Raw genomic sequence first — 22,893 nt, 5'->3', positions numbered from 1 at the left:
CATTAAGCGAGCCGTACCAGGGCGAGAATTATTCGCCGCGGCTCTTCTGAATGATTTCATCAGCGACGTTCTTGGGAACCTCTGAGTAGCTGTCGAACTCCATGGAGAAGACGGCACGACCCTGGGTCTTTGAACGGAGGTCACCGATGTAACCGAACATTTCTGACAGCGGAACAAGAGCGTGAACGATCTTGACGCCTGCTGCATCTTCCATCGACTGGATCTGACCGCGGCGTGAGTTCAGGTCGCCGATCACGTCGCCCATGTACTCTTCCGGGGTACGAACTTCAACAGCCATCAGGGGTTCAAGCAGAACCGGGTTAGCGCGACGTGCGCCTTCCTTGAAGACCATTGAGCCAGCAATCTTGAAGGCCATTTCTGATGAGTCAACGTCGTGGTAAGCGCCGTCAATCAGAGTAGCCTTGACACCGACTACGGGGTAGCCAGCCAAGATACCCAGCTGCATTGCGTCCTGGATACCGGCATCAACAGAGGGGATGTATTCGCGGGGAACGCGACCACCGGTAACGACGTTATCAAACTCGTAGAGCTCTTCTGCGTCCAGGGGAACGGGTTCGAAGGAAACCTGAACCTTAGCGAACTGACCAGAACCACCGGTCTGCTTCTTGTGGGTGTAGTCAACCTTCTCGACAGCCTTGGTGATGGTTTCGCGGTAGGCAACCTGGGGCTTACCCACATTTGCTTCAACCTTGAATTCACGCTTCATACGGTCAACGATGATGTCCAGGTGGAGCTCGCCCATACCGCCAATTTCGGTCTGGCCGGTTTCTTCGTTGAGTGAAACAGTGAAGGTGGGGTCTTCTGCAGAAAGCTTCTGAATCGCAGTTGACATCTTCTCCTGGTCACCCTTGGTCTTGGGCTCAATGGCCACGAAGATCACGGGTGCGGGGAAGGTCATGGATTCCAGAACCACGGGGTTAGCAATATCGCAGAGGGTGTCACCGGTGGTGGTGTCCTTCAGGCCGATAGCTGCGTAGATGTGGCCTGCCTGGATCTCTTCAACAGGGTTCTCCTTGTTGGAGTGCATCTGGAAGAGCTTACCAATACGTTCCTTCTTACCCTTGGTGGCGTTCAGAACCTGCTGGCCCTGTGCAGCCTTACCGGAGTAAACGCGGATGTAGGTCAGCTGACCGTAGAAGGGGTGTGCTGCGACCTTGAAGGCCAGAGCCGCGAAAGGCTCATCTGCTGAGGGCTTGCGGGTTACTTCTGCCTCTTCGTCGGTGGGCAGGTGACCAACCATAGCAGGAACATCCAGCGGTGAGGGCAGATAATCCAGAACAGCGTCAAGCATGGGCTGCACGCCGCGGTTCTTGAATGCTGAACCACACAGAACCGGGTAAGCCTCATTGTTGACGGTCAGCTGACGGATACCGGCCTTGATTTCCTCAAGGGTCAGTTCCTCGCCTTCCAGATACTTGTTCATGAGTTCTTCGGAGGACTCAGCTACAGCTTCAACCAGCTGTGAACGGTACTCTTCGGCCTTCTCAACCAAGTCCGCAGGAATCTCGCGGGTTTCGTAGGAAGCGCCCATGGTAACGTCGCCCTTGGCATCGCCGGGCCATACGTAGGCCTGCATCGTGAGCAGGTCAACGACGCCAATGAAGTCGTTTTCAGCGCCGATGGGGAGCTGTAGGACCAGGGGGGTTGCGCCCAGACGCTTGACGATGGTGTCTACGGTGAAGTAGAAGTCAGCGCCCAGCTTGTCCATCTTGTTGACGAAGCAGATGCGGGGAACTTCGTACTTGTCAGCCTGACGCCAAACGGTTTCAGACTGAGGCTCAACGCCTTCCTTACCGTCGAACACGGCTACAGCGCCGTCGAGGACGCGCAGTGAACGCTCAACCTCAACAGTGAAGTCAACGTGGCCGGGGGTATCGATGATGTTGATCTGGTTGTTCTTCCAGAAGCAGGTGGTAGCCGCGGAGGTAATGGTAATACCGCGTTCCTGTTCCTGAGCCATCCAGTCCATGGTTGACGCACCGTCGTGGGTTTCACCAATCTTGTGGTTAATACCGGTGTAGAAGAGGATGCGTTCGGTTGTGGTGGTCTTACCGGCGTCAATGTGCGCCATAATACCAATGTTGCGGACCTTTTTTAGGTCTGTAAGCACGTCTAGTGCCACTTTGTTCTCCCTTGTGAGAAACTCCGATAGCCTACCGCTATGTACTTTTGTACATAGCGGCAGGCTACGAAAAAATTACCAGCGGTAGTGTGCGAAGGCCTTGTTGGACTCTGCCATCTTGTGAGTGTCTTCGCGACGCTTCACAGCTGCACCGAGACCGTTGGAAGCATCCAGGATCTCGTTCATGAGACGCTCGGTCATGGTCTTCTCGCGACGAAGCTTTGAGAAGCCAACGAGCCAGCGAAGAGCCAATGCGGTTGCACGGCCTGCGCGAACCTCGACGGGGACCTGGTAGGTCGCACCGCCAACGCGGCGTGAGCGGACCTCAAGTGAAGGCTTGACGTTGTCCATAGCCTTCTTGAGGGTTGCTACGGGATCTGCGCCGGTCTTCTGAGCAACGCCTTCGAGTGCACCATAAACGATGCGCTCAGCGGTTGACTTCTTGCCGTCCAGCAGAACCTTGTTGATGAGCTGGGTGACCAGCGGTGAACCGTAAACAGGATCGTTTACGAGGGGACGCTTAGGAGCGGGACCCTTACGAGGCATTACTTCTTCTCCTTCTTTGCGCCGTAGCGTGAACGAGCCTGACCGCGGCCCTTAACGCCCTGGGTATCCAGTGCGCCACGTACAATCTTGTAACGAACACCGGGGAGGTCCTTCACACGACCACCGCGCACCAGCACGATGGAGTGTTCCTGAAGGTTGTGGCCCTCACCGGGGATGTATGCGGTAACCTCGATGCCGCCGTTGAGCTTAACACGTGCGACCTTACGCAGTGCTGAGTTCGGCTTCTTCGGGGTAGTGGTGTATACACGGGTGCATACGCCACGCTTCATGGGGTTGCCCTTAAGTGCGGGCGCCTTGGTCTTGACGACCTTGGGTGCACGGCCCTTACGGACCAACTGCTGAATTGTAGGCACTTGTTCTCCGTTTGGTTTCGGCTGGGCTGTTAGGCTCAACCGGCTTTACTTGCCTTCTGCAACTTGGAAATAAGTGCAAAAGAAATTCTTACGCTTAGCAGAATGTACCCAGACATAACAAAAAATGGCATTTAGGCCTCAAGATCACTTTTCGACCGAAGTCGAGAGTGAACAAGGCCAAAGGACGGTGTCCATTCTGCCATTGGTTGTCATGTACTGAGCTAGGAGCTTACGCCACTGCTAAGTACTCCAGGTATGACTATAGCCTGTTTTGCGCGCTTTAATCTACCCCAAAGCCTGCTCAACCTCAGCTTTAAACCCGCGATCGTGGTGATATGAGGCACTTAAGACAGGTTCCACCCTCCTTTACCTACAAAAATGGTGCCCGCCCCTCTCCTAAAAGAAGGACGGGCACCGCAAGAAGTCACAAGGTGCTAGCTGACCTTAAACTCCCGGCTGGTTCCAGTAAAGGGAGTAATCTTTCCGTTGGCTTGCTTTGAATCACCGTAGTAGACAAGGCGATAAGTACCGGGCAGAGCCTCCTCAGGTACCTGCCATTCAATGCTGACGCGCGATTGGGCAGCCCAGTGCCGCCGCCAATGGAACTTGGTGTTGGGGTCGTTATCGGCTGCAACCCTCACCCAACTGTCCCCTTGCTTTCGCTGAACCTCAAGATAGGTAGCGTTGAGCTTGTGATTATTATTGGGGTGCGCGCCCACAAAGAGAGCGCTTACCTGGCCCCCAGCATGAGTATCACGCGGTTGAGCCAAAACCTTGCCATAGTAGTTACCCCAGCCGGGGCTGTCATACCAGACCTTGCCGACAGTCGACTCCATAGGCTTGCGCATAAGAGGCTTATCACCAATATTCAGTTCTCTACCCTCCTTCAGGGAGCTACCCACAGTCTGCAAGACCTGACGGAAGGCACCCATCTCGTTGATGCCAAAGACAGTTGCTCCGCCTTCATACTGCTGGGTCACATATTCCTGAGGCGTGGTCACATAATGGCTATAAGCATTAGTGTAGCCCTGAACAATGATATGAGATACATCTACCCCAAACAGTTCTGCCATATCCTGCCGGTATTGCGCCCCCACAGCGCTCGTCAGTTCACCGGGCATACCCAAAAGGTAGTAGTCACCAAAACGCATGACCTGAACCGGTAACTTTTGCTGGATCTGCTGATGAACCGCCAAAAGATTTGCCTTAGGGTACTGGCAGGCGGTCAAGTCCGAGGATGCGCTATAGGCAAGCCAGTTAAAGCCGCTCCACACCTTATTTGCATTTACCCCCTCATTGAAACCATCAGCTCCCGGCCCATCTTCCACACTGCCGGCTGCGAAAGGTGCACCCAGGGAAGCATTACAGGTTCGCCCGGCATAACCAGTGCCCGTGAACTGCTGGCTCACATTTACTGAAGAGAAATCCGTATACGTAATTCGGGAGTCCAAGCCCCGGCCAAGGGGCACTCCGGGGTTTGCCAACTGCTGCCGGACGGCATCAGCCTGGCGGCTACCCTGGATCTTCAGGTTTTCAAACTGATCATCGGTGGGGCCCATTCCAGGTTTCAACCAGGTATTGGGTGAGACATCACCAGCGCTACTATTAGCAAAAGCAGCCACAAAATCAGGCTGATCACTTTCCTGATTAAGGTCCACCCCGTGATCGACCGTCTCTAGCAGGTACTCGGCATAGCCCTTATTATCAGAAGAAACCAGAGTATTTTGGTTGGTCAAAGACGTAGCATGCACCGCATACCAGTTGAGAACCGCCCGGGTTACCCCATTGTGCTCGAACCGAAAAGTAGTGCTGGAAGGATCTACACCATCAGTCAACATCCGCAAAAGTTCCGGAGGATCTTGCCGCTGAGCAACAGCCGAACGGTTGACACCGACCCCGGTCAATTCAGACTGGGAGACCGTGACGTTCCCGGGCGCTAGATCAGCTAGAGCCTGGCGAATAGCGCGCATGGAGCCAGTGACCTGAGCATCAAAAGTAGCCTTGTGGAAGCCCAAGGTAGTGATGTTATAGAGGGCATCCTTACTCACTCCCCCAGGAGTGGCATGCGTATGGCTGGCTGTAATCATGATATTGGCCTCTGAAAACTCAGGGCCAAACTCAGCTCGAATCTGATCCACCAAAGCCTCACGCAGACTACCCCAACCACTGAGAGCGTCCAAAACCACTATCAGGTTACGTTGCCCGTCTACCGGATCAATCACAACAAAGGCACGGGCATACTGACGAGTATGCAGACCGCTGCCCTTCTGTGTGGCCGTCCCATAGCCAATAAAGCCCACCTCAGCTACCTCACCGGTAATATCGGAAACCCCGGCTCCCACCAAAAAAGGATTAAGCTCTGTTGGCTGACTAGAACGGATTAGGTCCGAGACGCTGGCAGCGCTGACTGTCGCGGGGGTTACCTGGTTGGCAGCCTCTGCAGGCATCAGAGAGCTACCGGCGACAAGAGCCAACGTAGCACCCAGGGTAGCTATCCCCGACCCTATTCTCTTCTTTGACATCATGGTGACCTCAATATGTGCGATTGCTTTGTACTAAGCAATAGAGTGATATGTACGGTTATAGACTACGCCTCCACAGACACCCTTGAGCCTCAGAAAAACGGCAAGGAAAGCCAGACCCCGATTTTGATGCAGGTCAGCACCCAAACCCGATCGAATGTTACTTTCCGCACGCACCGATAGTCCATCGACCGCTCGCCGCCTCATCAGCCAAGCCTCCTCCCCCTCCTTTTCAGAGCTCCTCTCCCAGAGAGGGCCAACCAGCTAACCTCAAACCGCCATCAGCTCAGAAACTGCCGGACAGGGCAAAGGGCGCTCCCCCACCAATGTGGAGAAGCGCCCTTAACTTTGCGGCCTAGAAGCTGCCTGGCCTAGAGACTAGCGAATCTCGTAGTCATCCAGCGGAATAGCCTGGAACTCGGGGCTGATAGCACCCTCATTGGTCTCAGCGTAGCTGAAATCGTTGTAAGGGGTCGCGGTCTGAGCGAACAGGGCCTCACGCGCCTCGTCGGTAGGTTCAACCTCAATATCGTTATAACGAGCAAGACCGGTACCGGCGGGGATCAGCTTACCAATGATGACATTCTCCTTAAGGCCGACCAGCGGGTCTTCCTTGCCTTCCATCGCAGCCTGGGTCAGGACGCGAGTGGTTTCCTGGAAGGAAGCGGCCGACAGCCACGACTCGGTAGCAAGTGATGCCTTGGTGATACCCATCAGCTCGGGACGGCCCGAAGCGGGGCGCTTACCCTCAGCAACTGCCGCACGGTTAGCGTTCTGGAAAGCCACGTTCTCAACCAGCTCACCGGGCAGCAGGTTGGTCTCACCGGAATCAATCACGGTAATACGGCGGAGCATCTGACGAACGATAACCTCAACGTGCTTGTCGTGGATACCTACGCCCTGTGAACGGTAGACGCCCTGAACCTCATCCACCAGATGCTTCTGAGCCTCACGGGGACCGCGAATACGCAGGATCTCCTTAGGATCAACAGCACCGGCAACCAGCTGGGTACCGACGGTGATATGGTCACCCTCGGCAACTTCCAGGCGGGCACGACGCAGAATGGGGTAAGCGATAGGATCATCGCCGTTATCAGGGGTGATGACAACCTTGAGGGACTTCTCAGTGTCCTCAATGCTGACGCGACCGGTGACCTCGGAGATCGGGGCAACACCCTTGGGGGTGCGAGCCTCGAAGAGCTCCTGAATACGGGGCAGACCCTGGGTAATATCGTCAGCCGATGCGACACCACCGGTGTGGAAGGTACGCATGGTCAGCTGGGTACCGGGCTCACCAATGGACTGAGCCGCGATAATACCGACGGCTTCACCAATGTCGACCAGGTTACCCGAAGCCATGGAGCGACCGTAGCAGAGGGCACAGACACCAACAGCGGACTCACAGGTCAGAACCGAGCGAACACGAACTTCCTGGATACCGGCCTTGAAGAGATCATCAATAACGATATCTGAAACGTCAGCGCCAGCTTCTGCCAGAACGGTGCCGTCCTCAGCCTTGATGTCCACAGCAAGTGAACGACCGTGGATTGAAGACTCAACATTCTCGTGCAGGGTTACTGCACCGCTAGCCTGGTCAACCTGAACCAGGGGCAGAGCCAGACCACGGTGGGTACCACAGTCGTGCTCACGCACAATGACGTCCTGCGAAACGTCCACCAGACGACGGGTCAGGTAACCCGAGTTAGCGGTACGCAGCGCGGTATCAGCCAGACCCTTACGAGCACCGTGGGTAGCGATGAAGTACTCCAGAACCGACAGGCCTTCGCGGTAGGAAGACTTAATCGGGCGAGGCATAATTTCACCCTTGGTGTTAGACACCAGACCACGGATACCGGCAATCTGACGGACCTGCATCCAGTTACCGCGAGCACCAGAAGTAACCATGCGGTTAATGGTGGTGTTCTTCTCAGCCAGATTTTCCTTCATAGCCTCAGCAACCTCATCGGTTGCCTTAGTCCAGATGTCAATCAGCTCGGTACGACGCTCATGGTCGTCAATCAGACCCATAGCGAACTGGGACTCGATGTTAGCAGCCTGAGCCTCGTAGCCTTCCATAATGGCGGGCTTGGTGGGAGGCGCAGCGATATCGGTAACCGCAACGGTCACACCTGAGCGTGAGGCGTAGTAGAAACCGGTGTTCTTGAGTTCATCCAGTGAGCGAGCAACCACGTGCATGGGGTACTTCTCAGCCAGATCGTTAATCAGGGCACCCAGGCTCTTCTTGTCTGCGACACCGGTATACCAGGGGTAGTCAGCGGGCAGGGTCTGGTTGAAGATAACCTGACCGACGGTGGTCTCCACCAGCACGGGCTGACCGGGCTCGTAGCCCTCGGGGGCTTCCCAGCCCTCGTAGGGTACAAAGTCGTCAAGAACGATCTTGACCTTGGTGTAGAGCTCAATCTCGTGGCGGTCCAAAGCCATAATGGCTTCGGCGTATGAGGAGAACAGACGACCCTCGTTCTTCTCACCCTCCCGAGCGGTGGTCAGGTGGAAGAGACCGATAATCATATCCTGGTCAGGTACCGCAACAGGGCGGCCATCTGAAGGCTTCAGGATGTTGTTAGAGGAGAGCATGAGGATGCGAGCCTCAGCCTGCGCCTCGGGTGAGAGAGGCAGATGCACAGCCATCTGGTCACCGTCGAAGTCCGCGTTGAAAGCGGAGCAAACGAGCGGGTGCAACTGGATAGCCTTACCTTCAACCAGCTGGGGTTCGAAGGCCTGAATACCCAGGCGGTGCAGGGTAGGTGCACGGTTGAGCAGAACGGGGTGCTCGGTGATGATCTCTTCGAGAACGTCCCAAACCTGGGGGCGGAAACGCTCAACCATGCGCTTAGCAGACTTGATGTTCTGAGCGTGGTTCAGATCAACCAGGCGCTTCATGACGAAGGGCTTGAAGAGCTCCAGCGCCATCTGCTTAGGCAGACCGCACTGGTGCATCTGCAGAGTGGGGCCACCGACAATAACGGAACGGCCTGAGTAGTCAACGCGCTTACCCAGAAGGTTCTGGCGGAAACGCCCCTGCTTACCCTTAAGCATGTCCGAGAGGGACTTGAGGGGGCGGTTACCGGGACCGGTCACAGGGCGACCGCGGCGACCGTTATCGAACAGGGAGTCAACAGCTTCCTGAAGCATACGCTTTTCGTTGTTGACGATAATCTCGGGGGCACCGAGTTCCAGCAGACGCTTGAGGCGGTTGTTGCGGTTAATAACGCGACGGTAGAGGTCATTCAGGTCGGAGGTGGCAAAGCGGCCACCGTCAAGCTGAACCATGGGGCGCAGTTCCGGAGGAATAACGGGAACGTAATCCAGAACCATACCCAGCGGGGAGTTATCGGTGGTCAAGAAAGCGTTGACAACCTTCAGACGCTTGAGCGCACGGGTCTTCTTCTGACCCTTGCCGGTCTGAATGATGTCCTTGAGAGCCTCAGCTTCCGCTTCCATGTCAAAGCTCTCAAGACGCTTCTTGATAGCCTCAGCACCCATGGAGCCTTCAAAGTACATGCCGTACTTATCGACCATGCCACGATAGAGCGACTCGTCACCTTCAAGGTCAGCGACCTTGAGGTTCTTGAAGCGATCCCAGACGCGCTCGAGCTGCTCGATTTCGCGTTCTGCGTTCTTACGAACCGCAGCCATCTGACGCTCAGCGGCATCACGGAGCTTACGCTTCTCAGCGGCTTTACCACCCTCAGCCTCAACGCGAGCGAGTTCCTCTTCGGTCTCGCGAGCAATCAGGTTAATGTCGGCGGCAAGCTGATCCTCCAGGACCTTCTTATCGCGGTCGTGAGCGGCCTGCAGGTTAGGCAGGTCCTCGTGGCGGGCTTCTTCGTCAACATGAGTAATCATGTAGGCGGCGAAGTAAATAATCTTTTCCAGGTCCTTAGGAGCCAGGTCAAGCAAGTAGCCCAGACGGGAGGGGACACCCTTGAAGTACCAGATGTGGGTGACAGGAGCTGCCAGCTCAATGTGACCCATGCGCTCACGGCGCACCTTGGCACGGGTGACCTCTACGCCACAGCGCTCACAGATGATGCCCTTAAAACGGACACGCTTGTACTTACCGCAGTAGCATTCCCAGTCGCGGGTGGGGCCGAAGATGCGCTCGTCGAAGAGGCCTTCCTTCTCGGGCTTTAGGGTTCGGTAGTTGATGGTTTCAGGTTTCTTAACCTCGCCGTAGGACCAATCCAGAATATTCTGGGAGGTCGCCAGGCCAATACGCATCAAACCAAGTGAAGATTCGTTGGACATTTGGTCCTTATCTCTTTCCTAGTGTTTTGAAGTCTTTGAGAACAGATGAGGAATCTAACCGCTTAGGGGTTAGACCTCTTCGACAGAGCTGGGCTCTGCGTGGGACAGGTCAATACCCAGGTCATCTGCTGCACGGAAGCCTTCTTCTTCTCCATCGCGCATTTCGATGGTCTTACCGTCAGTTGAGAGAACCTCAACGTTCAGGCAGAGGGACTGCATTTCCTTGATCAAGACCTTGAAGGACTCGGGAACACCGGGTTCGGGGATGTTCTCGCCCTTAACGATAGCCTCGTAGACCTTAACGCGGCCGTGGACGTCATCGGACTTGACGGTCAGGATTTCCTGCAGGGTGTAAGCGGCACCGTATGCTTCCAGTGCCCACACTTCCATCTCACCAAAGCGCTGACCACCAAACTGGGCCTTACCGCCCAGGGGCTGCTGGGTAATCATGGAGTAGGGACCGGTTGAACGAGCGTGGATCTTATCGTCCACCAGGTGGTGCAGCTTGAGGATGTACTGGTAGCCCACCGAAACGGGTTCGGGGAAGGGCTCACCGGAACGGCCATCAAGCAGACGTGCCTTACCGGAACGGTCAATCAGACGATCGCCGTCGCGGTTGGGGTTAGCGTGATCAAGTAGCTCAAAGAGTTCCTCTTCACCGGCACCGTCGAATACCGGGGTTGCCACGTTGGTGGGGCCGGTTTCCTTGGGGAAGTTGTGAAGCTTATCGAGCCAGGCGGGGTTGCCCTCAATCTTCCAGCCCTGCTTAGCCAACCAGCCGGTGTGAACTTCGAGTACCTGACCGATGTTCATACGACCGGGAACGCCCAGCGGGTTGAGGATGACGTCAACGGGGGTGCCGTCTTCCATGAAGGGCATATCCTCAACGGGGAGGATCTTGGTGATAACACCCTTGTTACCGTGGCGACCTGCCAGCTTATCGCCAACAGTGATCTTGCGCTTCTGAGCAACATAGACACGGACCAGCTGGTTAACACCGCTGGGCAGGTCTTCGTCTTCGTTTTCGCGGTCAAAGATACGAACGCCAATAACGGTTCCGGACTCACCGTGGGGAACCTTCAGGGAGGTGTCACGGACTTCGCGGGACTTCTCACCGAAGATAGCGCGCAAGAGGCGCTCTTCGGGGGTCAGCTCGGTCTCGCCCTTGGGGGTGACCTTACCGACCAGGATGTCGCCGGCTTCAACCTCTGCACCGATGTGGATGATGCCGCGCTCATCAAGAGCAGACAGGACCTCTTCGGAGACGTTGGGGATATCGCGGGTAATCTCTTCGGCACCCAGCTTGGTGTCGCGGGCATCAATTTCGTGTTCCTCAATGTGGATTGAGGTCAGCACGTCATCGGAGATCATGCGCTGGGACAGGATGATACCATCCTCAAAGTTGAACCCTTCCCAGGACATGTAAGCAACCAAGAGGTTTTTACCGAGGGCAAGCTCGCCCTTGTCGGTGGAGGGGCCATCGGCAATCAAGCCGCGAGCTTCAACCCGGTCGCCCACCTTAACAACAACACGGTGGTTGTAGCAGTTACCGGGGTTGGAGCGCTGGAACTTGAGAATCGGGTAGGAGGTGGTGGTGCCGTCATCGTTGCGAACAACAACCAGGTCAGCTGACACCTCAGAAACCACGCCAGCTTTCTTAGCCAGAACAGAGTCACCGGAGTCAATCGCTGCATAGCGTTCCATGCCGGTACCTACAACGGGAGCCTCAGACTCCAGAAGGGGAACAGCCTGACGCTGCATGTTAGCACCCATGAGTGCTCGGTTAGCGTCATCGTGTTCCAGGTAAGGAATCAGAGCGGTTGCAACAGACACCATCTGGCGGGGTGAAACGTCCATGAACTCAATCTCGGAGGCATCAACCAGAACAGCTTCACCGGATCCATCGCCTGCACGGCAAAGGACCTGCTCTTCAGAGAAGGTCATGTCGGCGGTCAAGGGGGCGTTAGCCTGCGCAATGGTGTTGCCCTTTTCATCGTCGGCGGTCAGGTACTTGACCTCGTCGGTGACCTTACCGTTACGAACGATACGGTAGGGGGTTTCGATGAAACCGAAGGGATTGATGCGGGCGTAGGTTGCCAAGGAGCCAATCAGACCGATGTTGGGGCCTTCAGGGGTTTCGATGGGGCACATACGGCCGTAGTGGGAAGGGTGGACGTCTCGAACTTCCATGCCCGCACGGTCACGGGACAGACCGCCGGGGCCCAGTGCGGACAGACGGCGCTTGTGGGTTAGACCTGCAAGCGGGTTGTTCTGGTCCATGAACTGGGAGAGCTGGGAAGTGCCGAAGAATTCCTTGATAGAGGCAACAACCGGGCGGATGTTAATCAGGGTCTGAGGGGTGATAGCCTCAACGTCCTGGGTAGTCATACGCTCGCGGACAACGCGCTCCATACGGGACAGGCCGGTACGAATCTGGTTCTCGATCAGTTCGCCCACCGCACGGATGCGACGGTTGCCGAAGTGGTCGATATCATCAACGTCAACGCGGACGTCAACTTCCTGGCCGTCACGGACACCCTTGATAGTGGTGCCACCTGCGTGCAGAGTGACCAGGTAGCGAATCATAGCCGCGATGTCGTCCTGAGACAGAACAGAAGCAGAAGGATCGTTAACGGGAGTATCAAGGCCCAGCTTGCGGTTAACCTTGTAGCGGCCGACCTTGGCCAGGTCGTAGCGGCGGGGGGTGAAGTACATGTTGTCCAGCAGAGCCTGAGCAGCATCAACCGTCGGGGGTTCACCCGGGCGCAGCTTGCGGTAGATATCCAGCAGAGCCTCGTCGCGGGTCTGGACGGTGTCCTTCTCAAGGGTGGCGCGGATTGAGTCGAATTCACCGAATTCAGACAGAATCTTAGCCTCGCTCCAGCCAAGAGCCTTAAGCAGGGTGGTCACGGACTGCTTACGACGGCGGTCAAGACGGACGCCGACCTGGTCGCGCTTATCGATTTCAAGTTCAAACCATGCACCGCGGGAAGGGATAATCTTCGCGCTGTAGATGTCCTTATCGGAGGTGCGGTCTGCGGTCTTTTCGAAGTAGGCACCGGGTGAACGGACTAGCTGCGAAACGACGACGCGCTCGGAACCATTAATCACAAAGGTGCCGGATTCGGTCATCAGGGGAAAATCGCCCATGAACACGGTCTGCTGTTTGATTTCGCCCGTGTTGTTATTCATGAATTCGGCCTTGACGTACAGCGGAGCCGAGTAGGTCGCGTCGCGATCCTTGCACTCTTCCATGGTGTACTTGGGGTCAGCGAACTCGGGATCGGAGAAGGACAGGGACATGGTGCCCTGGAAGTCCTCGATCGGAGAGATTTCTTCGAAAATATCTGCCAGGCCAGAAGTTTGGCTGACGGAGGTGTCACCGGTTTCGGCGGCTACAGCGGCTTTTGCCGCCCAGCGTTCGTTACCGACGAGCTGATCAAAGCTGTCGAGCTGGAGCGCCAGCAGGTTGGGTACCTGCAGGGGCTCAGCGATTTTTGCGAATGAGATTCGACTGTGCGAATCTACGCCGTTAGCGGCTTTAGTATGAGAGGTGCTCGAGGCGACCAAGATGGGATCCTTCCACAGACATGTCTGTTCGTACCCGCTCCCCCGCCAGGGGTGGTACGCGAAGAACCCTGAAAAAGACAACTTGCTAAATGGGCACCTGTGCCGTGCTGGTTAGCTAGAGTATGTTCGAGGGTACTGGGGCGTACTTAAAACCTGTAACAACCTGCCCACCGCTATATGAAGGCACAGAAGATTAGGGAAGCGCAAATATTCATACTACAGCAAGCCAGCAAACTTGTCTATACCGAATATGGCCGCTTTGTGCAACCCTCCCCCTCAGAGGCCCCTTTGCCTACCAAAGGCCGCTACCCCCTCTAGAACGGTAGCGGCCCCCATGTTTTGGCTTCTAGCACTCCACCACGTTGACCGCCAGGCCGCCCATGGAGGTCTCCTTGTAACGGTGGGACATGTCCTCACCGGTCTGGCGCATAGTCTCAATCACCTGGTCCAGGGAAACACGATGCTGGCCGTCCCCACGCAGGGCCATCTTGGCCGCAGTCACAGCATTTGAGGCCGCCATAGCATTGCGCTCAATACAGGGAATCTGCACCAGGCCACCCACCGGGTCGCAGGTCAGGCCCAGGTTGTGCTCCATAGCGATCTCGGCAGCGTTCTCTACCTGCTCATTGGTTCCGCCCATCACCTGGGCCAAACCGGCAGCGGCCATAGAGGAGGCGGTCCCCACCTCACCCTGGCAACCCACTTCAGCGCCCGAGATAGAGGCTCGTTTCTTGTAGAGCGCACCGATGGAGGCGGCGGCCAAGAAGAAGTCCACCACAGCATCATCCACCACTTTCTGCCCGCGGTGGCGCACCGCTGGAACGTAGTTCAGGGCGTAGTGCAGGACGGCGGGAATAATCCCCGAGGCACCGTTTGTGGGAGCAGTGACAATCCGGCCGCCAAAAGCGTTTTCCTCGTTGACCGCCAGCGCTATGAGGTTCACCCAGTCGATAGCGAACTCGGGTGATTTTTGGGGATCCTCAGCCAAGAGGTCACGGTGCCACTGGCTGGCACGGCAACGCACTTTCAAAGGCCCGGGCAGATACCCCATACGCTCTAAGGAGGAACCGATACACTCCTTCATGACCTGGCGGATGTGGAGGATACCCGCGCGAACTTCTTCTTCGGACCGTACGGTTTTCTCGTTCTCCATTTTGAGCTGGGCAATAGAAAGACCCGCGGTGTTGGCCATATCCAGCAGCTCAGCACCCGATCCGAAGGGGTAGGGAGCCTGGGTTAGCCCGCTAGAGCCAGCACTTTCCTCATTCTCTTCCACGATGAAGCCACCGCCAATGGAGAAGTAGGTACGCTCTAAGAGCACCTGCTCCCCCGCTTTTGCGGTCACCTTAATGCCGTTGGTATGACGGGGCAAGACGGTCAGCGGTCGCAGGGTAATATCCAGCTCGCGGTAGTTAACAACCGGACCTATTATCTTGGGGGTAGCTGCACCGGGGGCGCCCTCGGCAAAGGCGGCTGATGGGTAGCCGGCAAGGGGCAGAGTGCCATCGACCTGGTTACGGTCCATGAGCGCTTCAGCTGCCAGGATATCAATAGTTTCAGGAACAAAACCGCACAGGCCTTTGAGGGCAGCGCTCATAGTTCCGTGACCTGCCCCGGTGGCAGCCAGCGACCCGTACAGGTCAATGTGCACACCGGTGACACGGTCGAGATTGCCCGCATCAATCAGCTCAGCAATAAAACGGTTGCTTGCCCGCATAGGGCCTACAGTGTGTGAACTAGAAGGCCCAATACCAATAGAGAAAAGCTCAAAAACACTGATGTCATATTCCAGGGCTTCAGCCTGCCTCTGGATACTCGGCTGGGGCGTCTTGTGCCCCGGGGAAAAATCAGGGACGTAATCAATCTCCAAGAACTTTCTGGCCTTTCCTTAAAGAGAGCGGGTGGCCTTTCAAGGGGCCACCCGCTCACCAGATTCTCTACTTACTTCTGGCGGGTGTAAAAAGGTAGTTCAACAATGTCGAAAGGTGCTACCTTACCACGGATATCGACGCTGACTGTAGCTCCCGTTTGAGCGTACTCACTGGCTATAAGAGCCATCGCAATGGGGTATCCCAGGGTCGGTGAGGGAATCCCCGAAGTGATTTCACCGATCACCTGTCCCCGCTCGTCCAAGAGCTGGGACCCGGCCCGCCCGGGGCGCTTGCCCTGGGCCTTCAAACCAACCAGGCTACGGGCGGGAGTCTGCTCTGCGGCCTCGGCCAGGGCAGCCCGACCCAGGAAGTCTGCGCTCTTCTTGGTCAGGGCAATCTCTACCAGCTTGCCCATGCCCGATTCCAAGGGGGTAATGTCCAGGCCCAGCTCGTGGCCGTAGAGGGGCATGCCTGCTTCAAGGCGCAGTGAATCACGGGCGGCCAGGCCAGCGGGCAGAATACCGTGCTTCTGTCCGCGCTCGGAGGCCAGCGCCCACAATTCAGCTGCTCTCTCGTTGGCAACATAGAGCTCAAAACCGTCCTCGCCGGTGTAGCCGGTGCGGGCCAGGAGTACACTCACGCCGTTCAGTTCCAGGGGCACCGCCGCGTAGTAGCCCAGGGAGGTGACCAGCTCGGAATCAGACGGGTCCATATCCAGCACAATGGCCTCGGAGGCAGGGCCCTGGATAGCAACCAGTGAAGTGCTAGTGGTTTCGTCGGTCAGGGTCACGTCAAAGCCCTCGGTGCGAGCGCTCATAGCTTGATAATCAACTGCTACGTTGGCAGCGTTGGGAATGACCAGGAACTCTTCTTGGCCCAGCCGGTAGGTGATCAGGTCGTCAATAACCCCGCCTGCCTCATTCAGGAGCAGGGAGTATTTGGCTTTGCCGACCTTGAGGATAGACATATTAGAGAGCAGGGCGTAGTCCAGGAAGGCGGCAGCATCGGGACCGGTGACGCGGAACTCCCCCATGTGGGAGAGGTCAAAGAGGCCAGCTGCGGAGCGGACCGCGCGGTGTTCTTCAACATCGTTGGTGTATTTGAGGGGCATGTCCCAGCCGCCAAAGTCGGTGAAGGAGGCACCCAGGTCGGCGTGGACCTGGTAGAGGGAGGTTTTCTGGGGTGACACGGTGAACCTTTCAGGCAAAAAGAAGGGGTGATGGAGTGCCGCCCCGCCCCCGGTGAGGGCGGTGGCAGCCGGGGCAGACTCTCGGTCGCTAGAAGGACTCAGTGGGCAGGTGCCCCAGGGTCTGGGCGCACGTCTTAAGCGCTCGGAGCTTCTAGGTCGAAGGCTTCCATGGGCGGGCACTCGCACACGAAGTTACGGTCGCCGCCAGCGCCGTCAATACGGGATACCGGGCTGAAGTACTTGTTCTGGCGCAGGGCCGGGAGTGGGTAGGCTGCCTGGCTTCGGCTGTAGGGGCGGTTCCACTCATCGGCGGTGACGGCCTCAACGGTGTGCGGGGCCTTACGGAGTACAGACTCTTCGGCGCTCACCCTGCCATCAATGACCTCCTGAATCTCGGCGTGAATCTGGGTCATGGCATCGATGAAACGGTCCAGCTCAGCTAGGGATTCTGACTCGGTGGGCTCGACCATGAGGGTACCGGGCACGGGGAAGGCCAGGGTGGGGGCGTGGAAGCCGTAGTCCATGAGGCGCTTGCAGACATCCTCGGCGGTGATGCCGGAGGCGGCGGTCAAATCTCGCAGGTCCAGGATGCATTCGTGGGCCACCAGGCCGGTGTCGCCGCTGTAGAGCACGGGGTAGAGTTGGCCCAGCTTCTTGGCAATGTAGTTGGCCGAAAGGATAGCTACCTCGGAGCAGGCGCGCAAACCATCGGCTCCGGTCATGGCAATGTACATCCAGGAGATAGGTAGCACACCGGCTGAACCGAACATGGCCTGGGAAATGGGCAGGGGTGCCTGGGTTAGCTTGCCCTGCTCATCGGCTTGGTAACCGTTACCGGGCAGGTACTTCTGCAGGTGGGCACCCACCGCAACCGGTCCAACGCCGGGGCCGCCACCACCGTGAGGAATAGCGAAGGTCTTATGCAGGTTCAGATGCGAGACATCCCCGCCGAACTTACCGGGCTGGGCAAGTCCCATCTGGGCGTTCAGGTTAGCGCCGTCCACATAGACCTGTCCCCCGGCCTGGTGGACCAGCTGGCAGACCTCAACAACCTGCTCCTCGAAGACACCGTGGGTGGAGGGGTAGGTAATCATGATGCCCGCAATGGTATCGCCGTACTTGGCGATCTTGGCTTTGAGGTCCTCTACGTCAATGGAGCCATCGGGTGCGGTGGCAACACCGGCTACGCTCAGACCGGCTAAGGCGGCGGAGGCAGCGTTGGTACCGTGGGCGCTCATAGGGATCAGGACCACGGTGCGCTGGGTGTCGCCCCTGGCTTCGTGATAGGCGCGGATAGCGCGTAGGCCGGCGTACTCACCCGATGCCCCGGAGTTAGGCTGCAGGGAGATAGCGTCGTAGCCGGTAATCTCAAGGAGCCAGGCGGAGAGTTCCTCAATCAGGGCCTTCCAGCCGGCGGCCTGGTCAGCGGGTACGTTGGGGTGGATTCCGGCAAATTCAGGCCAGGAGATGGGTTCCATCTCGGAGGCCGCGTTGAGCTTCATAGTGCAGGAACCCAGCGGAATCATGGTGCGGTCCAGGGCCAGGTCCTTATCAGCCAAAGAACGCAGGTAACGCATCATGGAGGTTTCTGACCGGTAGAGGTGGAAGACCGGGTGGGTCATGTACTCATCGGTGCGCAAGAGGGTTTCAGGAATCTTGTAGGCATCGCTCTCCCCCAGGGTGCCGCCCAGGGCAGTGACCAGGTCTTGGAGTACCTGCTCGCTGTGAGATTCGCCCACCGAAATGGAGATGCGGTCAGCGGAGAGGCGGCGGATGTTGATTCCGGCTTCCAGGGCTTTATCTACCAGCTGGTCGGCCTGCCCGGGGGCCTCAAAGGCTACGGTGTCAAAGAAAGTCTCGTGGACCGGGTGCAGGCCTACCTGGGCCAGAGCTTCAGCGACCCGTGCCGCCTTATCGTGCAGGCAGGTGGCAATGGCGCGCAGACCTTCGGGGCCGTGATAGACGGCGTAGGCACCTGCGGCAATAGCTAGCAGGGCCTGGGCAGTACAGATGTTGGAGGTGGCCTTTTCGCGGCGGATATGCTGTTCGCGGGTTTGCAGGGCCAGGCGGTAGGCGGGCTTACCGAAGGCATCCTTGGAGACACCGACCAGACGACCGGGCAGGTTGCGTTCCAGACCTTTGGTGACGGCCATGAAAGCGGCATGGGGGCCACCGTACCAGAAAGGCAGACCGAAACGCTGGGAGGAGCCAACAGCGATATCGGCCCCCTGGTGACCGGGTGCAACCAGCAGGGTCTGGGCTAACAGGTCAGCGATGACGGTGACTAGGGCACCACGTTCTTTGGCGGCCTGGATGAGCGGGGCGATGTCTCGGACCTGGCCGTCCTGGCCCGGGTTAGAGATGATGATGCCGTAGAGGTCGCCCTCGGGCAGGCCCTTTTCAAAGTCGGTAATAACGAAGTCAATGCCCAGGGCTTGGGCGCGGCCGCGTACCACGGCCAGGGTTTGGGGTAGGGCGCGGGAGTCGATGGCGAAGAAGCCGTTTTTGACCTTGCGGTTGGCTCGCTGCATCATGACGGCGGCTTCGGCGACTGCGGTTGCTTCATCGAGCAGGGAGGCGTTGGCGATAGGCAGGCCGGTCAATTCCATGACCGTGTTCTGGAAGTTGAGGAGGGCTTCTAGGCGGCCCTGAGAGATTTCAGGCTGGTAGGGGGTGTAGGAGGTGTACCAGCCGGGGTTTTCTAGGATGTTGCGGCGGATGACGGCGGGGGTGATGGCATCGTAGTAGCCTGCTCCAATCATCTGGTGCTTGACCTGGTTAAGGGCAGCGTAGGAGGCAATTTTTTGCTGGGCTTGGTGCTCGCTCAGGGGTGCAGGCAGGTTAAGGTCATCGGCCAGGCGGATGTTGGCGGGGATGACCTCGTTGATGAGGTCGCTCAGGGACTCGTAGCCGAGGGCGGAAAGCATGCTTTCCTGGTCAGCGGAACGGGGCCCAAGGTGGCGGTCAAGGAAGGACATGGTAACTCTCCAAGGTAAAAGTTAAACCTGCCTACAGGGTGCCCTGTAGACGGTGTCCTCCCCGCTCTGTTACAACCTGAGAGTTTTGGTTCGCGGCTTCCCTTTCACGCCTGGAAAGCGGGTGCGAATTTTGCCCCTTCGGTGGGGGTTTGACGCCCCTCTCCAGAGTTGCCTTAGCTGAGCGGTACGTGTGCCTGAGAGTTTCCCGGGGAGGGTTTGCTCCTTCGGCGCCGGCCTGGCGGTCCCTCAACCGCCGGGTATCCGGTCTCTCCCGCGCCAGTTATTAGCGACGTTTTAGTTTATCAACCCTTATTGTGCCACACATTACACAGGGGTACCATACTGGGGTACCAGATAGGGGCACAGAACTGGTTTGAAGAGTCTCAACGATTAAGCCAAACACCGCCCCTGCCCGTAGCAGAAGCGGTGTTCACAGTGGATAAAAACTGGAGTTTAGGCTTTTTTATCTGACTTCATCCAGAGTGAGATAGCCAGAGAAACCAGGCAGGCAGCAGAGAGGGCAAGAAGGCCCCAGGAATAGTGGCCGGTTGATGTGTAGGCGGCCCCCATAATCAGCGGAGGGAAATAACCGCCCAAACCACCAGCGGCAGAAACAAGGCCCGATACAGTACCGGTTTCTTGAGGCTTAACAACCTTACCCAGCCAGCCATAGATGGTGCCGGTGCCAAAGCCCACAAAGATAGCCATCAGCACGTGCAGCAAGGTATTGGCTGCGGTACTGGCAGGTTCAAAGGAGATCAGTACGGCTAGAACAGCCATAGCTAAGAAGGCTATCAAGGTGGTGAGCTTGCCCCCGAACTTATCTGCCGCTACGCCACCGCAGGGCCGGGCAAGCACGGCGCAGACGGCGAAGAGGGCTGCGAAGCTACCACCTGCAACGGCTTCGTAGCCGTAGACGTTTTGCATGTAGGTGGAGAGGAAGTTGGAGAAGGCAACGAAGGCCCCAAAGACTACAGCGTAGATGAAGCAGAGCTGCCAGGTGATGAGTTCCTTGGAGACAGCAAGGATCTTGGGCAGCATTGGTTGAGGGGTGCGGGCCTTCATAACCGGTGAATCACGGATAACCAGCCAGACCACTGCTGCATAGGCCAGGGCTACACAGGCCATAATGACATGGGTTGGGAAATAACCGAAGGCTTTGAGCATGCGAGGGTTGAAAAAGGCCGCGCAGGCTGTACCGACCATACCCATACCGAAGATACCCGTTGCTAGACCCTTGCGGTGGGGTTCAAACCAGGCGGCTGAGAAAGGGATTCCAACAGCAAAGATAGCGCCCCCGATGCCCAGGAAGAAGGCGGTGACCAGCAACAGGGTGAAGTTACCGGTTTGTCCAACTAAACCGGTGATGAAGACCATGGAACCGGTGAGGGTAAGCATGATGGTAAACATGATCCGCCCACCAAATCGGTCGGTGAGGGCACCTACCGGGATGCGGGCAACAGAACCTACGATGACGGGAGTTGCGATCAGCAGGGAGCGCTGGCCTTCGGTCAGGCCATATTCTTGGGTGTAGTACTTGGCCAGGGGGCCAATCATGGTCCAACCCCAGAAGCCGATCATGGAGGCGAGCGCCGCCATAATGACGTACTTGAACTGGCCAGCTAGCTGTGGGTCTTTTGCAGCAAGAGCTCTTGTAGACATAGTGTTTTCCTTAGTATCAGTCTTTGAAGCAGGTGATCTGTCTCAATGGGGCGGGGATTCCCTGCAGCCGGCTGGCTGGGGCTGGCATGAATTGCGACGAGCCCCCCCCCCCGGGCCAGGGGCAAGAAGGATAGCCGGCTAAGGGGAATCCTCGCGCCTTTCTTTAGTGGTGGTGGTTCTGCCGTTCGACGGCGCGAGCGTCTTTGTTGACAGAGTCTGCGGTTCCTACCGGTGACCAGCCGCGCTGGTAGTTGCGTTTGCCGCGGGAGCGGTAGACGATGTAGGGCCGGAAGATGTAGTGCAGGGGTGCGGTGAAGGCATGGACCAGGCGGGTGAAGGGCCAGAGGCAAAAGAGGATCATGGCGACAACCACGTGGATGTGGAAGGAGGTGGTGGCGCTGGCCATGGCTTCGACGTTGGGTTGGAAGTAGAAGAGGGAGCGGAACCAGACAGAGACGGTTTCGCGGTAGTTGTGGTGACCTTCGATTTCCATGGCGTTGAAGAGGGTGGCAACTGATCCGAGGACGATAGCGCTGGTGAGGGCAACATACATCATTTTGTCGTTCCAGGTGGTGGCCCGGAAGACGGTTGCGCTGGTGCGGCGGCGGTAGATCATGGCGAAGAGGCCAATGAGAGTGGCGACCGCTGCCACTGAGCCAAGGATGAGAGCGTTGAGGTGGTAGAAGTGCTCTGAGATGCCTACGGTATCGGTCCAGGACTTGGGAATAAGCAGGCCCACGATATGACCTACCAGGACCACGAGGATTCCGTAGTGGAACATGGGTGAGGCGATGCGTAGAAGTTTGGACTCGTACATCTGTGATGAGCGGGTGGTCCAGCCGAACTGGTCGGTCTTGTAACGCCAGATGGTGCCGCCGATCACGGTGGCTAGGGTGATGTACGGGAAGATCCCCCAGAGGAAGAAATCAAGGGCGTTCACTGGTGTGCTCCGTTCTGTGTGTGGGGCATAGCGGGGGCGAGACTGGGTGGGGCGGTGTTTTTGTCCGCACCGATCTTCGCTCCGGGGGTTTGCTCGTGGGGCAGAAGAAGAGGTAGCAGGCGGGGGTCACCCGGTGCTAGGGAGAGGCCTACGCTCTCTGCCGGTGGCCCTGCGGTGACGAGTTTTTGTACTTCCTCCTGGGTTTGGGGTGAAACTCCAGGCAGGGTGTGGCAAACAGCTTCAATCAGCCGGTGGTAGGGCAGCTTGTCATCGCGTAGGGCTAGGCGCAGCAGTTCCAGGGAGGGTCTGTAGGCCTGGAGGGCGGCCCGCCCCGCCCTGGCGTTGACCAGGGCGGTGAACTCAAGGACCATGGGCAGGTAGTCGGGTAGTTCCCCGTGCAGGGTGGTGACCATGCCGGAGTCCCGGTACATCTGTTTGAAGCGGGTGAGAGCCTCACCGCGCCGCCGGGTGTCACCTTCGGTCCAATAGGACAGGTGGAAGGCGTGGCGGCGAGAGAGGTCATATTCCTGCACATACTCGGCCTGAATTTCTTCCAGGCTGTGCTCTTGGTACCAGCGGCTGATGGCGGCAACACCTTCTAGAAGGTCGGTATTGCCGGTTTCAGCGGCGAGTTGGCTGAGTTCAGGTAGTAGGGCCTGAGTCTCTTGGCAGGGGTAACGCATGAGCACGGAGGTGACCTGGTAGATTACGGCATCCTCAGGGGCACCACTGCCCCAGTCCATGTCAAAGGGGTCGCCCGATGCCGGTAGTTCGGGCTCCACCTCAGAGGGGTTACGTTTGAGGAGCTTGGAGAAAAAACCAGCCACGC

The 22,893-nt window shown here is 57.5% G+C and carries 12 protein-coding genes and 1 riboswitch; all 12 genes read right to left on the bottom strand.

Annotation, left to right across the window (positions count from 1 at the left end; all coding sequences use genetic code 11):
• Window positions 1-28 precede the first annotated feature (28 nt).
• The gene (fusA, locus tag ACN080_RS01355) at window positions 29-2,143 is read right to left on the bottom strand and encodes an elongation factor G (protein WP_419099288.1); all 2,115 of its coding nucleotides are present in this window, start codon (window positions 2,141-2,143) and stop codon (window positions 29-31) included.
• A gap of 75 nt (window positions 2,144-2,218) precedes the next feature.
• Window positions 2,219-2,689: a 30S ribosomal protein S7 gene (gene rpsG / locus ACN080_RS01350; RefSeq protein WP_185174277.1), complete on the bottom strand. Its 471-nt coding sequence runs from the start codon at window positions 2,687-2,689 to the stop codon at window positions 2,219-2,221.
• Window positions 2,689-3,063: a 30S ribosomal protein S12 gene (gene rpsL, locus ACN080_RS01345; protein WP_419099287.1), complete on the bottom strand. Its 375-nt coding sequence runs from the start codon at window positions 3,061-3,063 to the stop codon at window positions 2,689-2,691. Before rpsL ends, rpsG begins: the two co-directional genes overlap by 1 nt.
• 434 nt (window positions 3,064-3,497) lie before the next feature.
• On the bottom strand, window positions 3,498-5,588 hold the full coding sequence (locus ACN080_RS01340; RefSeq protein ID WP_419104856.1) for a neutral/alkaline non-lysosomal ceramidase N-terminal domain-containing protein: 2,091 nt from the start codon (window positions 5,586-5,588) through the stop codon (window positions 3,498-3,500).
• A 375-nt stretch (window positions 5,589-5,963) separates the two neighbouring features.
• Window positions 5,964-9,854 (bottom strand): DNA-directed RNA polymerase subunit beta', encoded by a 3,891-nt coding sequence (locus ACN080_RS01335; protein ID WP_419099285.1) that lies wholly within the window; start codon window positions 9,852-9,854, stop codon window positions 5,964-5,966.
• 69 nt (window positions 9,855-9,923) lie between these two features.
• Complete coding sequence (rpoB, locus tag ACN080_RS01330; protein WP_419099284.1) at window positions 9,924-13,424, bottom strand: DNA-directed RNA polymerase subunit beta; 3,501 nt, start codon at window positions 13,422-13,424, stop codon at window positions 9,924-9,926.
• Between the two features lie 346 nt (window positions 13,425-13,770).
• Window positions 13,771-15,237 (bottom strand): L-serine ammonia-lyase, encoded by a 1,467-nt coding sequence (locus tag ACN080_RS01325; RefSeq protein WP_419099450.1) that lies wholly within the window; start codon window positions 15,235-15,237, stop codon window positions 13,771-13,773.
• Between the two features lie 128 nt (window positions 15,238-15,365).
• A complete protein-coding gene (gene gcvT / locus ACN080_RS01320; protein ID WP_419112856.1) occupies window positions 15,366-16,484 on the bottom strand; it encodes a glycine cleavage system aminomethyltransferase GcvT in 1,119 nt (372 codons plus the stop codon).
• 134 nt (window positions 16,485-16,618) lie between these two features.
• Window positions 16,619-19,462, bottom strand: coding sequence for an aminomethyl-transferring glycine dehydrogenase (gcvP, locus tag ACN080_RS01315; protein WP_419112855.1), 2,844 nt, complete (start codon window positions 19,460-19,462; stop codon window positions 16,619-16,621).
• A gap of 172 nt (window positions 19,463-19,634) precedes the next feature.
• A riboswitch (glycine riboswitch) is annotated at window positions 19,635-19,746 on the bottom strand.
• A gap of 169 nt (window positions 19,747-19,915) precedes the next feature.
• Window positions 19,916-21,124: an MFS transporter gene (locus ACN080_RS01310; RefSeq protein ID WP_419099281.1), complete on the bottom strand. Its 1,209-nt coding sequence runs from the start codon at window positions 21,122-21,124 to the stop codon at window positions 19,916-19,918.
• A 163-nt stretch (window positions 21,125-21,287) separates the two neighbouring features.
• On the bottom strand, window positions 21,288-22,064 hold the full coding sequence (gene narI / locus ACN080_RS01305) for a respiratory nitrate reductase subunit gamma (protein ID WP_419111572.1): 777 nt from the start codon (window positions 22,062-22,064) through the stop codon (window positions 21,288-21,290).
• Window positions 22,061-22,891: a nitrate reductase molybdenum cofactor assembly chaperone gene (gene narJ, locus ACN080_RS01300; protein ID WP_419112854.1), complete on the bottom strand. Its 831-nt coding sequence runs from the start codon at window positions 22,889-22,891 to the stop codon at window positions 22,061-22,063. The genes narI and narJ overlap by 4 nt, the downstream gene beginning before the upstream one ends.
• Between the last annotated feature and the right edge of the window lie 2 nt (window positions 22,892-22,893).

Origin of the sequence: Rothia sp. CCM 9416, assembly GCF_048513535.1 — a bacterium.
GTDB lineage: Bacteria > Actinomycetota > Actinomycetes > Actinomycetales > Micrococcaceae > Rothia.
This window is presented reverse-complemented; position numbering and strand designations above follow the sequence as displayed.